General features: G+C 69.1%; 12 protein-coding genes and 3 pseudogenes. 5 read left to right on the top strand and 10 right to left on the bottom strand.

What is annotated here, in order from left to right; genetic code table 11:
* Nucleotides 1-43: 43 nt before the first annotated feature.
* From OHS71_RS40125 to OHS71_RS40115, 3 genes and pseudogenes are all read right to left on the bottom strand, one after another.
* The gene (locus tag OHS71_RS40125; protein WP_328484228.1) at nucleotides 44-1,066 is read right to left on the bottom strand and encodes a LacI family DNA-binding transcriptional regulator; all 1,023 of its coding nucleotides are present in this window, start codon (nucleotides 1,064-1,066) and stop codon (nucleotides 44-46) included.
* Between the two features lie 263 nt (nucleotides 1,067-1,329).
* The gene (locus OHS71_RS40120; protein WP_328484227.1) at nucleotides 1,330-2,454 is read right to left on the bottom strand and encodes a GH12 family glycosyl hydrolase domain-containing protein; all 1,125 of its coding nucleotides are present in this window, start codon (nucleotides 2,452-2,454) and stop codon (nucleotides 1,330-1,332) included.
* Nucleotides 2,455-2,700: 246 nt separating this feature from the next.
* Nucleotides 2,701-2,871: pseudogene (locus OHS71_RS40115) on the bottom strand (glycoside hydrolase family 48 protein); the annotation flags it as partial.
* A 684-nt stretch (nucleotides 2,872-3,555) separates the two neighbouring features.
* On the opposite strand from OHS71_RS40115, the gene OHS71_RS40110 reads away from it, so the two are divergent.
* The 3 genes from OHS71_RS40110 to OHS71_RS40100 all read left to right on the top strand — a co-directional run bounded on the left by OHS71_RS40110 (nucleotide 3,556) and on the right by OHS71_RS40100 (nucleotide 6,663).
* Nucleotides 3,556-5,304 carry a glycoside hydrolase family 6 protein gene (locus tag OHS71_RS40110; protein WP_328484225.1) on the top strand — a complete coding sequence of 583 codons (1,749 nt, stop codon included), beginning with the start codon at nucleotides 3,556-3,558 and terminating at the stop codon, nucleotides 5,302-5,304.
* 239 nt (nucleotides 5,305-5,543) lie between these two features.
* Nucleotides 5,544-6,029 carry an amidohydrolase family protein gene (locus OHS71_RS40105; RefSeq protein ID WP_328484224.1) on the top strand — a complete coding sequence of 162 codons (486 nt, stop codon included), beginning with the start codon at nucleotides 5,544-5,546 and terminating at the stop codon, nucleotides 6,027-6,029.
* A 319-nt stretch (nucleotides 6,030-6,348) separates the two neighbouring features.
* Nucleotides 6,349-6,663 (top strand): hypothetical protein, encoded by a 315-nt coding sequence (locus tag OHS71_RS40100; RefSeq protein ID WP_328484223.1) that lies wholly within the window; start codon nucleotides 6,349-6,351, stop codon nucleotides 6,661-6,663.
* Nucleotides 6,664-6,703: 40 nt separating this feature from the next.
* Here OHS71_RS40100 and OHS71_RS40095 read toward each other — a convergent pair whose 3' ends face one another.
* Nucleotides 6,704-7,330, bottom strand: coding sequence for a TetR/AcrR family transcriptional regulator (locus OHS71_RS40095; protein WP_328484222.1), 627 nt, complete (start codon nucleotides 7,328-7,330; stop codon nucleotides 6,704-6,706).
* Nucleotides 7,331-7,797: 467 nt separating this feature from the next.
* Here OHS71_RS40095 and OHS71_RS40090 point away from each other — a divergent pair, with 467 nt between their 5' ends.
* Complete coding sequence (locus tag OHS71_RS40090) at nucleotides 7,798-11,160, top strand: alpha-L-rhamnosidase-related protein (RefSeq protein WP_328484221.1); 3,363 nt, start codon at nucleotides 7,798-7,800, stop codon at nucleotides 11,158-11,160.
* Between the two features lie 991 nt (nucleotides 11,161-12,151).
* Here the strand turns inward: OHS71_RS40090 and OHS71_RS40085 are convergent.
* From OHS71_RS40085 to OHS71_RS40065, 5 genes and pseudogenes are all read right to left on the bottom strand, one after another.
* Nucleotides 12,152-12,721: pseudogene (locus OHS71_RS40085) on the bottom strand (serine/threonine-protein phosphatase); the annotation flags it as partial.
* 318 nt (nucleotides 12,722-13,039) lie between these two features.
* Nucleotides 13,040-13,351, bottom strand: a complete 312-nt coding sequence (locus tag OHS71_RS40080) for an SCO5918 family protein (RefSeq protein ID WP_328484219.1) — start codon at nucleotides 13,349-13,351, stop codon at nucleotides 13,040-13,042.
* Between the two features lie 52 nt (nucleotides 13,352-13,403).
* Nucleotides 13,404-13,808 carry a CBS domain-containing protein gene (locus tag OHS71_RS40075; RefSeq protein ID WP_328484218.1) on the bottom strand — a complete coding sequence of 135 codons (405 nt, stop codon included), beginning with the start codon at nucleotides 13,806-13,808 and terminating at the stop codon, nucleotides 13,404-13,406.
* 52 nt (nucleotides 13,809-13,860) lie between these two features.
* Nucleotides 13,861-15,372 carry a DEAD/DEAH box helicase gene (locus OHS71_RS40070; protein WP_328484217.1) on the bottom strand — a complete coding sequence of 504 codons (1,512 nt, stop codon included), beginning with the start codon at nucleotides 15,370-15,372 and terminating at the stop codon, nucleotides 13,861-13,863.
* A gap of 326 nt (nucleotides 15,373-15,698) precedes the next feature.
* Nucleotides 15,699-15,902: a cold-shock protein gene (locus OHS71_RS40065; RefSeq protein ID WP_007387007.1), complete on the bottom strand. Its 204-nt coding sequence runs from the start codon at nucleotides 15,900-15,902 to the stop codon at nucleotides 15,699-15,701.
* 563 nt (nucleotides 15,903-16,465) lie between these two features.
* On the opposite strand from OHS71_RS40065, the gene OHS71_RS40060 reads away from it, so the two are divergent.
* On the top strand, nucleotides 16,466-17,212 hold the full coding sequence (locus OHS71_RS40060; RefSeq protein ID WP_328484216.1) for a 3-keto-5-aminohexanoate cleavage protein: 747 nt from the start codon (nucleotides 16,466-16,468) through the stop codon (nucleotides 17,210-17,212).
* Nucleotides 17,213-17,219: 7 nt separating this feature from the next.
* Here OHS71_RS40060 and OHS71_RS40055 read toward each other — a convergent pair.
* Nucleotides 17,220-17,762 (bottom strand): annotated as a pseudogene (locus OHS71_RS40055) (IS5 family transposase); the annotation flags it as partial.
* Nucleotides 17,763-17,782 lie beyond the last annotated feature (20 nt).

Below are 17,782 nucleotides of genomic sequence, written 5' to 3'. Positions count from 1 at the left end.
TCCTCCACCACGGGCGGGAATCAAACTGTCAGACGGAGGGCTGTCAGGAGGACTCCCGGACGACCAGCTCTGTGCGGAGGATGACGTGGCGCCAGGCTACGGACTCCTCCTCCATCTCCTCCAGCAGCAGCCTGATCATGGCCCGCCCCATCTGCTCCAGCGGCTGTCGCACTGTGGTCAGGCGCGGCTCGGTGCGCTGGGCCAGTGGAAAGTCGTCGAAACCGATGACGGCGACGTCCTCGGGTACCCGCCGTCCAGCCGCGCGCAGTGCGCGCAGCGCCCCGGCCGCCGTGGTGTCCGACGCAGCGAGGACGGCGTCGATCTTGGGGTGCCGTTCGAGTAGTTCCACCATCGCGCGACGACCGCTCTCCTCCGAGAAATCACTCTCCGCAACCCAGGACCGTGACGTCTTCAGGCCGGCCAGCGCCAGCGCCTCCTGATAGCCGCGCAGTCGGCACTGCGCTACGTACATGTCCAGTGGCCCCGTAATGGTGGCGATCGCCGTGCGGCCCTGTTTCAGAAGGTGGGATACGGCATTTCGGGCGCCGCCCACGTTGTCGGCGTCGACGTAGCTCACATACTCGTCGCCCGAGCGGCGCCCCAGCAGGACGGTCGGCAACCGTGCCTCGGCGAGCATGTCGGGCAGCCTGTCGTCGGCGTGTACCGACATCAGCAGGGCTCCGTCGACCCGGCCGCCTCGTGCGTACTCCAGGAAGCGCTGCCGCTCGGTCTCCGAGCGGACCAGGGTCAGCATCAGCTGCATCCCGGTGTCCGCCAGCGCATCGCCGAGCGAGCGGACAATCTCCGAGAAGAACGGCTCCGCGAACTGTCTCCAGTCCGGCTCCGTCAGCACGAGGGCCACGGCGTCCGCACGCTGCCCGGCCAGGGACCGGGCCGCGAGATTGGGCACGTACTCCAGTTCCTCGATGGCCCGCTGCACGGCCCGGCGTGTCGACTCCTTCACGCCGGCCGCGTTGTTGATGACCCGGGAGACCGTGCCCCGTCCCACGCCGGCGTGGGCGGCCACCTCTTCCAGAGTCGGCACCCCGGGTCGTCGCCTGGCCATGACCACCTCCCCCCACCCGCGCCGATCTTACGGGGCGGAGAAGCGGGGCACATGCCTTCCGCGCATGATCGACCGGGCTCGGCACGAACGAGAAGGCGATAGCGGTGGTCCGTTGCGGCAGAGCCCGCCGCAACGCGGGAGAGACCGCGGATCCGCCCGGTCCGGCAGAGATGTCAGCCGGGTGGATCCGCGGTGCCAGGTGCATGCGATTGGAGGCGGGCAGGCGTTCAGGGCGGCCGGTCAGGCTGCCCGTCCGGGTGCCCTCACGCGGTGGTGCAGGACGTGCCGTTCAGGCTGAATGCGGCTGGTTTGGCGAAGGCGCCGTCATAGGCGCCCTGGAACCCGAAGGAGACCTGGCCGCCCGGTGCGATGGACGCGTTGTAGGCCATACCACCCGCCTTCACTGCTCCCGACGAGGGTGAGATCTCGGCGCTCCACGCACTCGTGACCTTCTGCCCGGGAGGCAACGTGAACGCGAGTTTCCAGGCGTCGACGGACGACGAGCCCGTGTTGGTCACGGTGACGTCCGCCGTGAACCCTCCCTGCCACACGTTCGTGCCGTAGGCCACCTTGCAGGCCGACGAGCCGCCCGAACCGCCGCCGGTGCCGCCGCCGAGGTTCACACTGGACGAGAACGAGGTAACCGCCAGCCCCGCGCCGTTCTGCCAGGGCTCGAAGCCTGCCTGAATGCTCGTCAGGTACCAGTTGTTCTGCGCGAGTCCGCGGGAGACGGCCTGCCGGACGAAGTCCATCACGTCGAAGTTCCAGCTGTCGATCGCCGACGGCGCGACGAAGGACAGGACGTCGTTGGAGCCGTTGTTGCCGGACCACACCTGCCACTGGCGTCCGGCCACGGTGGCGGAACCGGAGGGCGAGCCCACCGGCTGCACGGACCCGACACGGTTGAACCAGATCATGATCTCGGTGCGGTTCACGCCGTCGGTGCGGGGGTTCGGGTCCAGCCAGATGTCGTAGGCGGCGTCGTAGGCCGCACCGCTCACGTAGCTGAAGGAGATACCCGAGGGCGCGCTCGCGATGGAGCTGAGCTGGGCCGGGAGATTCGTGCCGGGCGAGCAGTTGGTGTAATGGCAGCCGTTGTACACGGACGGGTACGACTTCGGGGCGCCGTCCGTCGGGACCGAGCCGTCGGCCCGAGTGACCCTGAAGCCCGAGTCCGTGACGGAGATGCACTGGGTGGCACTGGTGCCCCAGCGGTTGTTCTGCACGACGTAACGGCCCTGGACTGTGGTGGTGCCGAAGGCCTCACAGATCGTCGTGTCGGCCTGTGATGCGGGAGCCGCGCCGAGAAGCGCCGCGAGTGCGACGAGAACGGTCAGCACGGCGCCCCACAGAGCTCGCGTTCCTGGCCTGTGCTGTACGGGTTGCATGCAGTACCTCCACGGGTGCTTCCAAGAAGTGACAGATCGTTGGCCAAGGTTTTGGGAGCGCTCCCAAAACTCGGACGATTGCGATGGTGTGCACGCCCTCGCCAGGACGTGAGGGGCGTCCTGGTGCAATCCATGTGTGCCGTACCTGATTTCGGAGCGCCGGACGGCCCCGGGAGGGTGGGGCCGTCCGGCCAGGTGACCCCGTCCGCATGCGGCGGAGTCATGTACACGGAGCCGTGGCGGGGGCTATTCGAGGAGCTCCGCGTACGAGCCCACGGCCAGTGCGATGTCGGCCTGGGCCCAGAACCGGTGGTAGGTGAAGACGGGGGCGGCGCCGCCCTTCAGGTATGCCTCGATCTTCGACCACGCCGGATCGCTCTTGCAGAAGGACCGGAGGGAAAGGAAGGTCGACTGGGCGAACGTAGCCGCTACGGCGGTCCACAACCGCCGCGCGGCTCTGCACTAACGTCCGGGATCCATGTGCTGGTTCCTCCTTGCCGTATGCGGCTCGGTGGGGGATCAAGGCCTGAACCAGTGGGAGCGCTCCCATCTTGAGGACGGACACCGTTCAGGTCAAGACGTTGAGGAGTTGAATCGTCCGAACCGGTTCACGTACAGAAAAGTTAAGCAACCACCCTGTGAAATCGCGGCGGTTGGCGCTAGCGTCCATCGCACCAGTGGGAGCGGTTCCATCACTAGGCGCAGTCATCACGGCGCGCCCAGCTGAAAGGAGTCGCTCATGCGACACCCCCCGCGTACAGCAGCTTTCATCGCCGCCCATGCGGGCTGCGCTCACTTCGGCCCCGCCGGCGCCTGCGGCACATGCAGTTGGCCGTCGAACCTGCATACGGCGGCGGCTTCAGCGCAGCCCAGAGCCTGACAGCGGGCCGCGCAGCACGCCATCACCCCAACGTCTGTCCCCCACAGCGCCCATGGCCAGGGCTTAGGCAATCCGGCGGGACCGCTTCGTCCCGTGTGCACCCCGCCCGAACGCCTGGCCGCGCCGTGGTGGCGGCAGTTGCCCCCGATCGCTCCGGTCACGCGATCGCCTGCTCGCGTCTCTGAGCCGCTCGCCCCCCAGAAGGAGAAGGAACTCCTCCCATGAGTCGTACAAGAATGTCACTGCTCACCGCGCTGGCGCTGCTTGCCGGTACCTCCGGCGCCGCCGTCGTCGCCGGCCCGGCCGACGCCACCGCCGCGTCCGTGCCCTGCACCGTGGACTACACGGTGCAGAACCAGTGGGACACCGGCTTCACCGCCGCCGTCACGGTCACCAACAACGGCGCGGCCAAGTCGAGTTGGTCGCTGAAGTGGTCGTACGCCGGGAACCAGAAGATCAGCAACGGCTGGAACGCAAAGGTCAGCCAGAGCGGCTCCTCCGTGACGGCGGCCAACGAGAGCTACAACGGCTCGCTCGGCACCGGAGGTTCGGCCGGCTTCGGCTTCCAGGCGTCCTACAGCGGAACCAACGCAATTCCGGCCACGTTCACCCTCGACGGCGCGACCTGCAACGTCGACAGCGGCGGACCCACAGACCCGGGGCCGACGGACCCGGGGCCGACCGATCCGGGGCCGACCGATCCCGGCCCGGGCGGGCCCAAGGCTGCCAACCCCTATGTCGGCGCCAAGGTCTACGTGAATCCGGAGTGGTCCGCGAGGGCGGCCGCCGAACCGGGCGGCAGCCGCATCTCCAACCAGCCCACCGCCGTGTGGCTGGACCGGATCGCCGCCATCAACGGCGTCAACGGCGGCATGGGCCTGCGGGCTCACCTGGATGAGGCATTGAAGCAGAAGGGCAGCGGAGAACTCGTCGTCCAGCTGGTCATCTACGACCTGCCTGGCCGTGACTGTTCCGCCCTCGCCTCCAACGGCGAACTGGGACCGAACGACCTCGACAAGTACAAGAGCCAGTACATCGACCCGATCACCTCGGTCCTCTCCGAGTCGAAGTACGCGGGCCTGCGGATCGCCACCGTCATCGAGCCCGACTCCCTGCCCAACCTGGTCACCAACGCGGGTGGTACCAGCACCACCACCGACGCGTGCGTGACCATGAAGAGCAATGGCAACTACGAGAAGGGCGTCTCCTACGCCCTCGACAAGCTCGGCGCCCTCGCGAACGTCTACAACTACATCGACGCCGGTCACCACGGCTGGCTGGGCTGGGACAGCAACCTCGGCCCGTCGGTGCAGGGGTTCGCGAAGGTCGCCACGACCAACGGCGCGAGCATGAGCGATGTGGCCGGCTTCATCGTCAACACCGCCAACTACAGCCCCGTCAAGGAGCCCAACTTCAAGGTCACCGACATGGTCAACGGGCAGACCATACGCCAGGCGAAGTGGGTCGACTGGAACCAGTACGTCGACGAGCAGTCCTTCGCCCTGGGACTACGGGACAAGCTGGTCGCCGCCGGGTTCGACGCCGGTCTGGGCATGCTGATCGACACGTCCCGCAACGGCTGGGGCGGCTCCGCCCGGCCCAGCGGCCCCGGCCCGATGACCTCCGTCGACGACTACGTCAACGGCGGTCGCACCGACCGGCGCATCCACGCCGGCAACTGGTGCAACCAGAGCGGTGCCGGAATCGGTGAGCGACCCACCGCCGCTCCTGCCGCCGGCGTCGACGCCTACGTGTGGGTCAAGCCGCCGGGTGAGTCCGACGGCAACAGCGCCGCCGTGCCCAACGACGAGGGCAAGGGATTCGACCGCATGTGCGACCCCACCTACGGCGGCAACGCCCGCAATGGCAACAACCCCACCGGCGCGCTGCCGAACGCACCCCTCGCCGGGCGCTGGTTCCCCGCCCAGTTCCAGCAGCTCATGCAGAACGCCTACCCGCCCCTGCCGTAACCCTGTGACACGGTGAGTGGCCGCCGGGGCCGGTCGTCACGTGACCGGCCCCGGCGCAGGCGTGCAGGACCGTCCACGGATGCTCGGCGAAGCACCGGGTGAAGCCCGCCCTGCCGGACGGAGCGGTGGTCCATTCGCCCGGTCATCGCCGACAAGTCCACTTGTCACCTGGGCCGGGACGCTGCCGGACCGATGTGTTCGGGCTCAACCATCAGGTCCCCCAGCCCGGACAAGAGGCAGTGCCGGACCTCTGCGACCGGACGAGCGGTGAGGGCGGCTGCCGGCCCTCCGCACCCCACTGGGCAGCCGCGGCCCGGATCGCCCTGGCCCATCAACGCAGCCTGGACCACGCCCAGTGCCGGGAGGCGACCGGCATGCACGCCAACACGGCCTCGGTCACCGCCAAACAGGCACTGGCCTGGGCCACGGTCGAAGGAGCCAAGGCACTGGGCCTGGCCGACCGGGTGGGCCGGATCGAGGTCGGCATGCAGGCCGACCTGGTCGCCGTCGACGCCCGGGCATTCAACCTGTGGCCGGCGCACGACCCCGTCGCCACGGTCCTGCACGCCGACATCGCCAACATCGAAGCAGTGTTGGTCGCCGGCAGCTGGCGCAAACGCGATCACGCCCTCCTCGCCCCCGGCCTCGACGAACTCAGGGACCGACTCCGTGAGTCCGGGCAGCGGCTGCTGCACGGCATCGGGAGTGTGCGCAGGCACGCCTGACACACGCAGCGGCCCCGACGTACGAAACGGGCACCGGCGCGCACGACCTGCCGTCCCTCGTCGGTGCGACGACCACTCGCCCCGGAGCCGCGCATCGCGGCCGCACTCCCCCAGGAGAACGTGACGTGCGCAGTCCCAGTTCCACCACCGTGGGGGTGCGCCGCCGGGCAGTCCAGGAGACGACGGCGTCGAAGCCAGGCCGCCGCCCATGCCTGATGACTCGGGGGGCGTGCTGACAGCGTCCAAGGATCGAGCGAAAGGCCCACAGCCTGGCCACGGTCCCGCGATACCTGTGCTCCTCGGAAGCCGGACCCAGCGGATGAGTGAAGTGGTGGACCGGCTGGCGGGCCACCACGGCTTCGCTCCGCGTGCCGTGGCGTGCACCGTCCAGGTGTCGGCTGCGCTCCTGTTCGCGGTCGAGGGGATCGGTGTGAAGGTGACACCGGAGAACGCGGTGCCGCTGCGCTGGTCGCGCCATGCGCGGCGGATCGGGTCGGGTTGCTTCCGGGAGGTGGTGGTGTTCAGCAGAAAGCCTCCTTCCCCATCGGCGGAACGCTACCGGGACATGCTCACTTCTCTGGAGCTGCCGCTCACCGCGGAACAGGATCTGCCAGAAGGAGCACTCCGTTTCTGACGCTGCGGCCGCGGATGGCAGGCGCCCGTCGCTCGTTCGGTCAGACGTCGCCGTGCAGGCGTTCGAGCCCGCCGAGAAGGAGTTCGAGGCCGAAGGAGAACTCGTCCTCGATCGGAACGGGCATCTCGGAGGCAACAGCGAGGGTCGCCGGGAACAGGTCCGGATCGAGGCTCTGGAAGGCAACCGCCGCCTGTTCGTCCTCGGAATGGCCCGAGACCTCAAGCCTGTTGATCTGCACGGCGAATCCGAGAACATAGCGGGCCAGGGTCGCATACGCGTGCGCGGCCAGCCGCGGCGGGAAGCCACTGGCGAGCAACACCGCGACACAGCGCTCCCGCACTGCCATCGCTTTCGGCCCCAGGGGGAGCTGCGCGACCATCAGGTGTGCCGCGTTCCGGTGCCGGGACAGGGCGTCGAACATGCTGTGCGCTGCCGTCCGCAACGCCTGCTGCCAGGCCATCGCGTGGAGTTCGTCGCCGTTCAGCTCCACGGCCCCGAACATGCGGTCCACGACATGGGCAATCAGTGCGGCCCGGTTGTCGAAGTGCCGGTACAGCGTCGCCGTGCCCGAGCCCAGACGCTGGGCCAGCGTCCGCATCGACAGAGCGTCGGCGCCCTCCTCGTCCACGATCTGCAGGGCCGTGGACACAATGCGTTCCAGCGGCATGGGCGGGCGCCCCGGGGAACGTCGCGCCGGTGCCCCGCCGGCTCGCCTGGGATCAGCTGCCGCCACGGAACGTCCACCTCCCTGCTCGATCAGCTGCGCTGCTGAAGCCGGCAGACGTGCGTCCGCCGGGACCCAGGCAGGCTGCCGGAACGTCCGGACCGGCAGCGCGTGGTTCACGGTCGCGGCTGCCCCGGCCGACCAGTGCAGAAGCATCGCGTCACGCAAGCGGGACCCGCTCCGGGGACCTCGGCGGCCCCGCCTCGCCGATATCGGCTCCTGAAGAGACGGCCGCTGCACAGACCTTGACACCGTCTCGCGGGACAGCAAAGAATTCCCGCTGCAAACACGTGGATGAAACGATTCAAACCCTGGCGTCCCACGCTCCTTACGCACCCCTCCCCTGCCCGGCTTCCGGGACGCCTCTCCTCCCCCCGACCATCCCCGCACACCGAACAGCAGGAGCCCGCATGCCCTCTGTAACGCGCCGGTCCGTCCTGCGCTCGGCCATAGCCGTGGCGCACGCGCCCACCCTCGGCTCGGCGCTTCTGCCGGGGCTCGCTCCCGCGGCGTCCGCCGCCGTCGCCTGGACCGCGAAGTGGGTCTGGGCTCCGTCCAGTACGGCGAACCAGTGGGTGGCCTTCCGCAGATCGTTCACCCTGGGCTCCGCGCCGTCGATGGCCGTGACGCAGATCGCGGCGGACTCCAAGTACTGGCTGTGGGTCAACGGCACGCTCGTCGTCTTCGACGGGCAGCTCAAGCGTGGCCCCAACCGCACCGGCACCTACTACGACGAGATCGACCTCGCCCCGTACCTCGCGAGCGGGCGCAACACGGTGGCCCTGCTGGTGTGGTACTTCGGCAAGGAAGGCTTCTCGCACAGCAGCAGCGGCAGGGGCGGTCTGCTGTTCCAGTCCGACATCACTGCCGGATCCACCACCACCCGGGTCGTGAGCGACACCAGTTGGAAGCACACCGTCCACCCGGGCTACTCCAACAACACCAGCGGCACCCAGGTCAACTTCCGCCTGGCCGAGTCGAACATCTACTACGACGCCCGAAGCGCCACCGCCATGACCGCCTGGGAATCGGCCGGCTTCGACGACAGCGCTTGGAGCGCCCCCACCGACTTCGGGGCAGCCGGTGCCGCGCCCTGGAACGATCTCGTCCGCCGACCGGTGCCGCAGCTCCGGTACTCGGGCCTGAAGTCCTACGGCAACGCGTCCTCACTGCCGTCCATGGGCCAGGGCGCCACCGCCATCACGGCCACCTTGCCCTCGAACCTCCAGGTCACCCCGTATCTGAAGGTGAACGCTCCGGCCGGCGCGGTGATCGGCATGCAGACCGACCACTACGCGGACGGCGACGACCTGACCGGCCTCACGCCCGCGGCGGAGAACAACATTCGCGCCACCTACGTCTGCGTCGGCGGGGTCCAGGAGTTCGAGGCACTGGCCTGGATGAGCGGCACTGCGGTGAAGTACACGATCCCCGCGGGCGTCACCATCCTGGACCTGAAGTACCGGGAGTCCGGCTACGACACCGACTGCGACGGGTCGTTCAGCAGCAGTGAGCCCTTCTTCGACACCCTGTGGGGCAAGGCGGCGCGCACGATGTACGTCAACATGCGCGACAACTACATGGACTGCCCCACCCGCGAGCGCGCCCAGTGGTGGGGTGATGTGGTCAACCAGCTCAAAGAGGGCTTCTACACCTTCGACACCCGCTCCCACGCCCTCGGAGCCAAGGCCATCGCCCAGCTGGCCGCCTGGCAGAAGCCCAGCGGTGTGCTCTACTCGCCAACGCCGTCCACCATCTGGACCGCTGAACTGCCCGTCCAGATGCTCGCCTCGGTGTGGGCCTTCGGCACGTACCACCTCTACACGGGCAACGCCGACGCCGTCTCCGGCACCTACCCGTCGGTGAAGGCGTACCTGAACCTGTGGAGCCTGGACTCGGCCGGGCTGGTCGGTCACCGCATCGGGGACTGGGACTGGGAGGACTGGGGCACCAACATCGATGCCCGCGTCCTGGACAACTGCTGGTACTACCTGGCCCTCGGCACGGCCATCACGCTCGCCGGCCTCAGCGGCAACAGCGGCGACGTCGCCGCCTGGCAGGCCAAGCGCGACAGCATCAAGACCAACTTCGACCGCGTTCTGTGGGACACCTCCAAGAACGAGTACCGCTCGCCCGGCTACACCAAGGACACCGACGACCGCGCCAACGGCCTCGCCGTCGTCGCCGGCCTCGCGCCCGCCTCCCGCCACCGGGCGATCACCGAGGTGCTGCGCACCCACCTCAACGCCAGCCCCTACATGGAGTTCTACGTCCTGGAAGCGCTCTACCTCATGGGCGCCGCCACCGTCGCCGAGGAGCGGATGCGCAACCGCTACGCAGCCCAGGTGGCAGACCCCGCCTGCTACACCCTGTGGGAGATATGGGATAAATCCGGCGGTACTGACAATCACGCCTGGAACGGCGGCCCTCTGTACACGCTGTCCGCCTACGCCGCCGGCGTCCGTCCCACCAAGCCCGGCTGGGAGACGTACGACGTCATCCCGCAGACCGGCACACTCACGAAGATCACCACGGTCACGCCGACCGTCAAGGGCGACATCCGCTTCGGCATCACGCGCGACGGCGGCCAGGTCACCCTGACCCTCACCTCCCCGGGCGCAACGACCGCACGGGTGGGTGTTCCGACGTACGGCGGCTCCTCACCGGTCATCAAGGCCAACGGAACCACCGTCTTCGCGGGCAGCGCATCCACCGGAAGCGTCTCGGGCCTCAGCTACGCGAGCAAGGACACCTCGTACGTCTACTTCACCCTCCAGCCGGGCACCTGGACGTTCACGGTCACCGGCGCAGGCCGCCTCGACGACCTCGCCCTTGGCCGGCCCGTCACCAGCAACAGCAGCCTGGAAAACAGCGACTGGGGCAAGATCCGGCTCACTGACGGCAATCTCACCAGCGTGACCGGCGCCAAGGGCTACACCAGCATCGACTTCCCCTCCGCCGACGTCAGCGCGAACCCCGTCTGGGTGGAGATCGACCTCGGCACCGACACCGACCTCGACGCCGTGCGGATCTTCCCGCGCACTGACACACCCGCGAGCGGTGGCGGCACGGCGGGCTTCCCCGTCGACTTCACGATCCAGACCCGCCCCGACGGATCCAGCACCTACACCACCGCCCGCACCGTCACCGCCGAACCCAACCCGGGCGGGCTCGTGCAGACATACGGATTCAAGACCACCACCGCCCGCTACGTGCGCCTGCAGGCCACCAAGCTCGGTACGCCTCCCGTCGACGAGACCACCAAGTACCGTCTCCAGCTCGCCGAACTCGCCGTCCCCACCGCCGCGACCGCCGTCACCGCCAACTACACACTGGAGAACGGCGACTGGGGCAAGACCCGGCTCCTCGACGGCACCCTCACCAGCGTGGCCGGCACCAAGGGCTTCACCAGCATCGACTTCCCCTCCGCCGACGTCAGCGCCACCCCGGTGTGGATCGAGATCGACCTCGGCGCCGACCGGGCGATCGGATCCGTCACTCTCCACCCCCGTACCGACACCGGCGCGGTCGGCGGCGGCACACCGGGCTTCCCCGTCGACTTCACGATCCAGACCCGCCCCGACGGATCCAGCACCTACACCACCGCCCGCACCGTCACCGCCGAACCCGACCCCGGCGGAGCCGCCCAGACCTACACCCTCACTTCCGCCACAGGCCGCTGTCTACGACTCGAAGCCACGAAGCTCGGCAAGCCCGCCTCTGACGAAAGCACCAGGTACCGCCTCCAGCTGACCGAGATCCGTATCAAGTAGCAGTCCTAGCCGTAACGGGGGTGGTGTCGGCCATGCACCACGACCGGCATCACCCCGACGCCTTGAGACCGTTGACCACCTCAGCGCAACCCGGGCTGCCCGCCTACGAACGAGCCGGCGGCGGCCAGGGCCGTGCGCGACTTCGACCTGCCTGGCCGGGCACCGCTGCCGCTCATCACCGTCTGGCGGAGTCGTCAACCGCACGGCCCTGCCCTCCACCGTGGGTGCGGCAGATGCTCAACATTCGCGACTGCCTGCGGCGTCCCCGGAGACCAGCAGGCCTACATCGACGCCTACCGGCGCATCACCGCCGCACGGGAGAAGACTGCCCGCACCGCCGCCCGCTCGCCAGGTGACCGGAAACCGGAGGAGAAGTCCGCCTGGTCACCGAGGACCTGCCCGAGCCGCAGCACCTGACCCCGCTCATCGACGGCGTCAAGATGCCCACCACCGCCCTCGCACCGTGGTCCCCGAGAAGCCGGCCCACGGCCTGAAGCGCACCCTCACCAGTATCGCCCGGTCACTGGGCCGGGAAGAGCACCGCAACGGAGGTTCCTTGCCCGAACACCTCGCCGTCGCCTCGAGCCCCTCGCCACCGCGATCCCTCACCTGTTCCGGCCAACGTCCCCCGCCGCACGCTCGTCCTCCCTCTGTGCGGACGGACACCAGCACCCTGACGAGCCGTTGCCTCTGCCACTGACCGCCGCCCCTCCCCCACCGGCCGACCCGCACGCCTCGCCCTGCCGGCCGACCCCGGCCACGAGAGGAGAGCTACTCACACCTGAGCTGAGTGCTGCGACGGCCGGGATCCGGTGAGCGCCGGCCCCCGGCACCAGGCCCTGGCCTTCGCGCCGTCACAGCATGCGGGCCGGGGCCAGCCGGCAGGAAGTGGCCGCAGTCGCGGCAGAAGTGAGGATGCGGGCGGGCAGCCAGCGGTGCAGACTCCAGCCGCGCAAACCCGTTCGGCGGGACCTCAGCCGTCCTCGGCCACGCCTCCGACGTGGTCGGCAGGCTCCAGCGCCCCGGCCACCGCGAACTGCGCCGCCTCGCACGCCAGTGACACCGGGAGCAGCCGGTGCTGGATCTCTGCGGCCAGGCTCAGCGGGACAGTGCGCCGGCCCCAGTGGTAGACGTCGGTGAACGACCGGTTCGCGATGACGATGCAGGCCAGCGCGTGCGTCGTCTCACCGATCTCCCGCATCGTCTCCGCATCCGGCGCCGCCGGCAGAAACAGTTCCAGGAGGCCGATGGCGTCCCCACGATTGGTCACCGGAGCGACGATCCGCACCAGTGCGCCCTCACTCGTGTCCTGGACACCCGGCCGCTGGCTGCGGATCACATCGTCGTACAGGGTGCCCCGCAGCGGGATGCGCCGGGCCGGTTCACCGGTCTCGACACTGCCCGCGGCGCCCAGCCGTACGACCGAGCTGCCGTTGAAGTCGGTGATCAGGAACGACACCGACGCCGCCCCCAGCCGCTCTTTGAGCATGCGGGCGACCACGTCGAGCGACTCCACGGGCGGCGCGGCATCCGCCGCCTCCAGCGTCCCCGCCAGCGTCAACGCCCCGCCCGCCCCCACGCGGTCACGGCGCCACCTCACTCCTCGACTCGATGCCGCTCAGGACTGGCGTCCCGGACACGCGGGTGCCGGTGTCCAGTCCAGCACCGAACGGTTCATGTGGCACCAGGTGTGGTGTCCCAGCGGGGGCCCGGGTACCCAGCCGCCCGACCGCCACCGCTCTCGGACTTGTGCGGTCAGGGTTCAAGCCCCGTGCGCTGCGCTGGCCCATGCGGCTGCCTGAGGGCTGGCACTGAAGTGGACCGTGACGGCGGTGAAAGCTCACTGCTGCTGCGACGGCGGCTCACGCCTGCCCGTCGGTCAGACGGTTGCGGAGACCCCGAGCGCCGCGGAAGCCGCCTGGAGCGCGCTGAGCGGGCGCGTGGATGCAGCGGCTTGGGGATGGTCGCGGCAGGTGAAGCCGAGCTGGGTCATGGCCCGCAGGACTTCTGCGGCACTGAAGTCGCGGCGGTCCTGGCGGGTGATGATTTGCCCGACCTGCTTGACGGGGTAGGTGCGACGGCCGACGATTACGGACGCCCCGAAGACTTCCTCAGGCTTGACGCCCTTCATCGATGCCAGGACGCCGCTCTTGGTGAGGTCGAAGGGGAAACGGGCGATGACACAGCGCATGATGCCTCACAGGAGAAGAACGAGGAATTGGTTCTGCCGCGGTTGGGGCGGTTCAGCGGGCCAGGGCGAGGACGCCCAGGGCGTTGCCGTGTTCGTCGACCACGGGCAGCGCATCGAGGCAGCGGTAGCGCATCGCGTGCTCGGCTTCGGTCATGGTGGTCACGGGTGAGGCGAAGGGCCCCGGGTCGACGAGGATGTCCCGCAACTGCACCCGGTCGGTGTACAGGGAGCTGTCACGGGCCGCGGTGAGGTGGGCCTGGGTGAGGATTCCGGTGCACACGCCGTCGTTGTCGCAGACGAGCAGGTGTGCGGTGCGGGCGCTCGCCATGACGGACAGGGCCACCTCGACGGTCATGTCGTCGCAGACCTGCGGTCCGGCGGTCTCCATGGCGTCGGCCACTGTCCGGGGCACGGGGGCGGCGCCCGTCGAGCGGGGCTGCATCTGAACTGTCGTCACAACGTGCCTCCTGCAGAGGTGGGCCAGATTCCTGAAGCTGAACATGAAGTCCTTACGCCGCCGCGTCGAACGACGACTGCCGCCCGGTCCTGCGCCGGGTGGCCGAGGCGGGGCTGCGTCGGCCGCGTGAGGACGACGTGCTGCGCTGACGCCGCTCGGCGACCGGCGCGGTGATCGTCACGGGGATGCCGGAGGGGGTCTGGGCGCCGGTGATCTGGCTGAGTGCCTCTTCGCCGGAGCGGACCTGGGTGGTCTGGGGCACGATGCCGGCGGCGGTCATAAGGCGGGTCATGTCGCGGCGCTGGTTGGGGGTGACCAGGGTGACGACCCTGCCGGACTCACCGGCGCGGGCGGTGCGGCCGCCGCGATGCAGGTAGTCCTTGTGGTCGGTCGGCGGGTCGACGTTGACGACGAGGTCGAGGTTGTCCACGTGGATGCCGCGGGCGGCGACGTTGGTGGCCACGAGCACGGTGACGTGCCCGGTCTTGAACTGGGTCAGGGTTCGGGTACGTTGCGGCTGTGACTTGCCGCCGTGCAGGGCGGCCGCCCGCACCCCGCTGTTCAGCAGGTCCTGCGTCAACCGGTCGACGGCGTGCTTGGTGTCCAGGAACATGATCACCCGGCCCTCGCGCGCCGCGATGTGTGTCGTCGTCCAGTGCTTGTCCGCTCCGTGGACGTGCAGCAGGTGATGCTCCATCGTGCTGACCGCACCGGCGGACGGGTCGACGGAGTGGACGACCGGGTCAGTGAGGTAGCGGCGGACGAGCAGGTCGACGTTGCGGTCGAGGGTGGCGGAGAACAGCATCCGCTGGCCCTCGGGGCGGACCTGGTCCAAGAGCGCGGTGACCTGGGGCATGAAGCCCATGTCGGCCATCTGGTCCGCCTCGTCCAGGACAGTGATGGCGACCTGGTTCAGCCGGCACTCACCGCGGTCGATGAGGTCCTTGAGCCGGCCCGGCGTCGCGACGACGACCTCGGCACCGCTGCGCAGCGCGTGGGCCTGCCTGCCGATCGACATGCCTCCCACGACCGTGGCAAGACGCAGCTGCACCGAGCGGGCGTAGGGGGTGAGTGCGTCGGTCACCTGCTGGGCCAGCTCACGCGTCGGTACGAGGACCAGGGCCAACGGCTGGCGGGGCTCGGCACGCTGTCCGGCGGTGCGGGCGAGCAGGGCCAGGCCGAAAGCGAGGGTCTTGCCGGAACCGGTGCGTCCGCGTCCCAGGGCATCGCGGCCCGCGAGGGTGTTGGGAAGGGTCGCGCCCTGGATCGGGAACGGGACACTTACGCCTTGCGCGGTCAGCGCAGCCAGCAGCTGCCCTGGCATGTCGAGGTCGGCGAACGCCTCGACCGCCGGCAGCGCGGGAGTGATCGTCTCCGGCAGGGCGAACTCGCCCTGCACCGCTGCGGTCCGCCGGCCGTAGCCGCCCGAACGACTCGGACCGCCGGAACGGCTCGGGGCGGATGCGAAACGGCTGCCCCGCTTCGAACCGGCGCCGGAGCCGAAAGCGGGGCCGTCGCCGCGGCTGCGGCCGGAAGAGCGGTCATACGTACGTGCGGAGTTCATTGAGAACCTTCCTTGATACGGCACGCATCAAGGAATTCCCGCAACAGAAGCAGCGCGGGGAATCTCAAGAACGGACCGAATGGAATGCGGAAAAGAATCTGGAGCGTGCATTGGATCGGGCGCCGGCTGCATCGATTCTCACGCCATATCTACGTGAATCCCCGGACGCCGGGTGCCTACCGGTTGCGCCGTCGACGAGGCGCGCGGCCCTGGACGAGGGACTGCGGGCGCTTCTCGTCCCGCAGGTCGCACCACTGCGGGAATGTCCGTAGCTGGGGCCCGCACCCCGAGGGATGCGGGCCCCAGCTACGAAGTGCGCGTCAGCGTCAGGCGAGGACGATGTTCTCGGCCGTCGGGCCCTTCTGGCCCGCCGCGATGTCGAAGGTGACCTTCTGGCCTTCGAGCAGCTCGCGGAATCCCTGGGCGGCGATGTTCGAGAAATGGGCGAATACGTCGGCGCCCCCACCGTCCTGCTCGATGAAGCCGAAACCCTTGGCCGCGTTGAACCACTTCACAGTGCCTGACGCCATGTCATATCTCCTCTTGGGCAGTACGCCGGGACCCGTGATGCACGGATACCGGGTCGCTGCGATGATGCCCCGTCCGGAAACAACCGGCCATACGAAAACGCCGCCATCAACTGAAGTTCTGACGAAGGCGCTTGAAGTTTTATGGGAACCACAACTGCAACTGGGGTCGACAGTAGCACGAGATGGCGGGCCGAGTGCGTCAAATGGGTCCGTCCTGCTGATTGCAGCAAAAACACTTTCCGCGTGACGTGTCAAACCCTCACTTCGCGGCCATAGATATTGACCCACCCGAAGCGCAGCGTTTCAGGAACAGCGGCCGCCGTTAAGTGCTCAAAAGAGCGCGTATTCCGGTGGGGATTTCCTGCCCGGCGTGCACCCCGGTGGCCCGTGCGCCGGTCTTCTTCGCCTCGGCCTTGGCGTCGGCGAGGTCCTTCGTGGCCTCCTTGGCGGCTGCTGCTGCTGCCGCGTCGCGTATCGAGTCGTGATCAATCCGCAGGACTCGATCTCGCCCTGTGTCCGGTCGCCTGCAAGGGGGCACTGGTCTGACCTGAGAAGATGACGCCATGCTGCAGGTCTGTCTCAACGGTGCCCGAAGCCGCGCCGCATGCGCTCACCTCCCCGTGACCCCCCACGAGCTGGCGACGGCGGCCCGCGAGGCTGTCGCCGCCGGCGCGCAGGACGTCCACCTGCACCCCAAGGACCGCGACGGCCAGGACACGCTGGAAGCCGCCGCCGTCACCGCCGCTGTCACCGCGGTACGGGCCGCCGTCCCAGGCGTCCCCGTCGGCGTCACCACCGGCGCCTGGGCCACCCCGGACCCTGAGGCCCGCGCCGCGCAGGTCCGGTCCTGGACCGTGCTCCCCGACCACGCCTCCGTCAACTGGCACGAGGACGGCGCCACCCAAGTCGCCGCCGTTCTACTGGACCGGGGCATCGGCATCGAAGCCGGCGTCTATTCCGGGACCTCGGCGGCACAGCGCCTCCTCGACTGGCCCGAATCCCACCGAGTCCTGCGCGTCCTCGCCGAAATCACCAACACCACCCCGCAGGCCGCGCTCCACGCCGCGGCCAGCCTGCTGGACGACCTGGGATCCGCTACCTCGCCGATCCTCCTCCACGGCGAAGACGCCGCCGCCTGGCCCATCCTCCAACTGGCCGCCTCCCGCCGCCTGGACACCCGGATCGGCCTGGAAGACGTGCTCCACCTCCCCGACGGCACCCCCGCCCAGACCAACGCAGACCTCGTCCGCGCAGCACGCGAGATCATCCAGCACGCACCCGGATGCACCCCCGAGGCTGCGCATTATTGAGTCGTGATCACGTGGCCCGCGTGAGGTCCTTCATCGAGATCATGGAGGCGCGGGGGTGGAGTCCTGCGAGGTAACTCTCGGGGGTCTTGTCGTAGCGGGTGGCGATGCCTCGCCATGCCTTGAGCTTGTTGATCAGGCGTTCGACGGCGTTCCGCTCCTTGTAGAGATCGGCGTCGTGGCTGACGGGTCGGCCACCTCTGGAGCCCTTCTTCTTCCGGTTGGCGGCCTGGTCCTTCTTCTCCGGGATGACCGCCTTGATACGGCGTTTGCGCAGGTGGGCGCGGTTGCCGCAGGACGAGTACGCCTTGTCCCCGGCGACCGCGTCCGGCCGGATGCGGGGTCGGCCGGCGGGCCCGCGTACCCGCAGCTTCTTCAGGACGGGGATGAACTGCGGGCTGTCCGCCGCCTGGCCTGTGGTCAGGATGAACGCCAGCGGGCGGCACTTGCGGTCGGCGGCGAGGTGGACCTTGCTGGTCTGCCCACCCCTGGAACGTCCGAGGAGGGCGGCCTTCAGCCGGAGTTTGTGCCGACGCCGGATACGTCCTCGTTCTTGCCGCGCGGACGGCGACG

The organism is Streptomyces sp. NBC_00377, assembly GCF_036075115.1.
Lineage (GTDB): Bacteria > Actinomycetota > Actinomycetes > Streptomycetales > Streptomycetaceae > Streptomyces.
The sequence above is the reverse complement of the archived record's forward strand: the minus strand, read 5'-3'. Positions and strand labels throughout refer to the sequence as shown.

Bases quoted from the DNA above. Each gene is read 5' to 3' on its own strand.
- OHS71_RS40125 (WP_328484228.1), bottom strand. From the start codon at position 1,066: ATGGCCAGGCGACGACCCGGGGTGCCGACTCTGGAAGAGGTGGCCGCC.
- OHS71_RS40120 (WP_328484227.1), bottom strand. From the start codon at position 2,454: ATGCAACCCGTACAGCACAGGCCAGGAACGCGAGCTCTGTGGGGCGCC.
- OHS71_RS40110 (WP_328484225.1), top strand. From the start codon at position 3,556: ATGAGTCGTACAAGAATGTCACTGCTCACCGCGCTGGCGCTGCTTGCC.
- OHS71_RS40100 (WP_328484223.1), top strand. From the start codon at position 6,349: ATGAGTGAAGTGGTGGACCGGCTGGCGGGCCACCACGGCTTCGCTCCG.
- OHS71_RS40095 (WP_328484222.1), bottom strand. From the start codon at position 7,330: ATGCCGCTGGAACGCATTGTGTCCACGGCCCTGCAGATCGTGGACGAG.
- OHS71_RS40090 (WP_328484221.1), top strand. From the start codon at position 7,798: ATGCCCTCTGTAACGCGCCGGTCCGTCCTGCGCTCGGCCATAGCCGTG.
- OHS71_RS40080 (WP_328484219.1), bottom strand. From the start codon at position 13,351: ATGCGCTGTGTCATCGCCCGTTTCCCCTTCGACCTCACCAAGAGCGGC.
- OHS71_RS40070 (WP_328484217.1), bottom strand. From the start codon at position 15,372: ATGAACTCCGCACGTACGTATGACCGCTCTTCCGGCCGCAGCCGCGGC.
- OHS71_RS40065 (WP_007387007.1), bottom strand. From the start codon at position 15,902: ATGGCGTCAGGCACTGTGAAGTGGTTCAACGCGGCCAAGGGTTTCGGC.
- OHS71_RS40060 (WP_328484216.1), top strand. From the start codon at position 16,466: ATGCTGCAGGTCTGTCTCAACGGTGCCCGAAGCCGCGCCGCATGCGCT.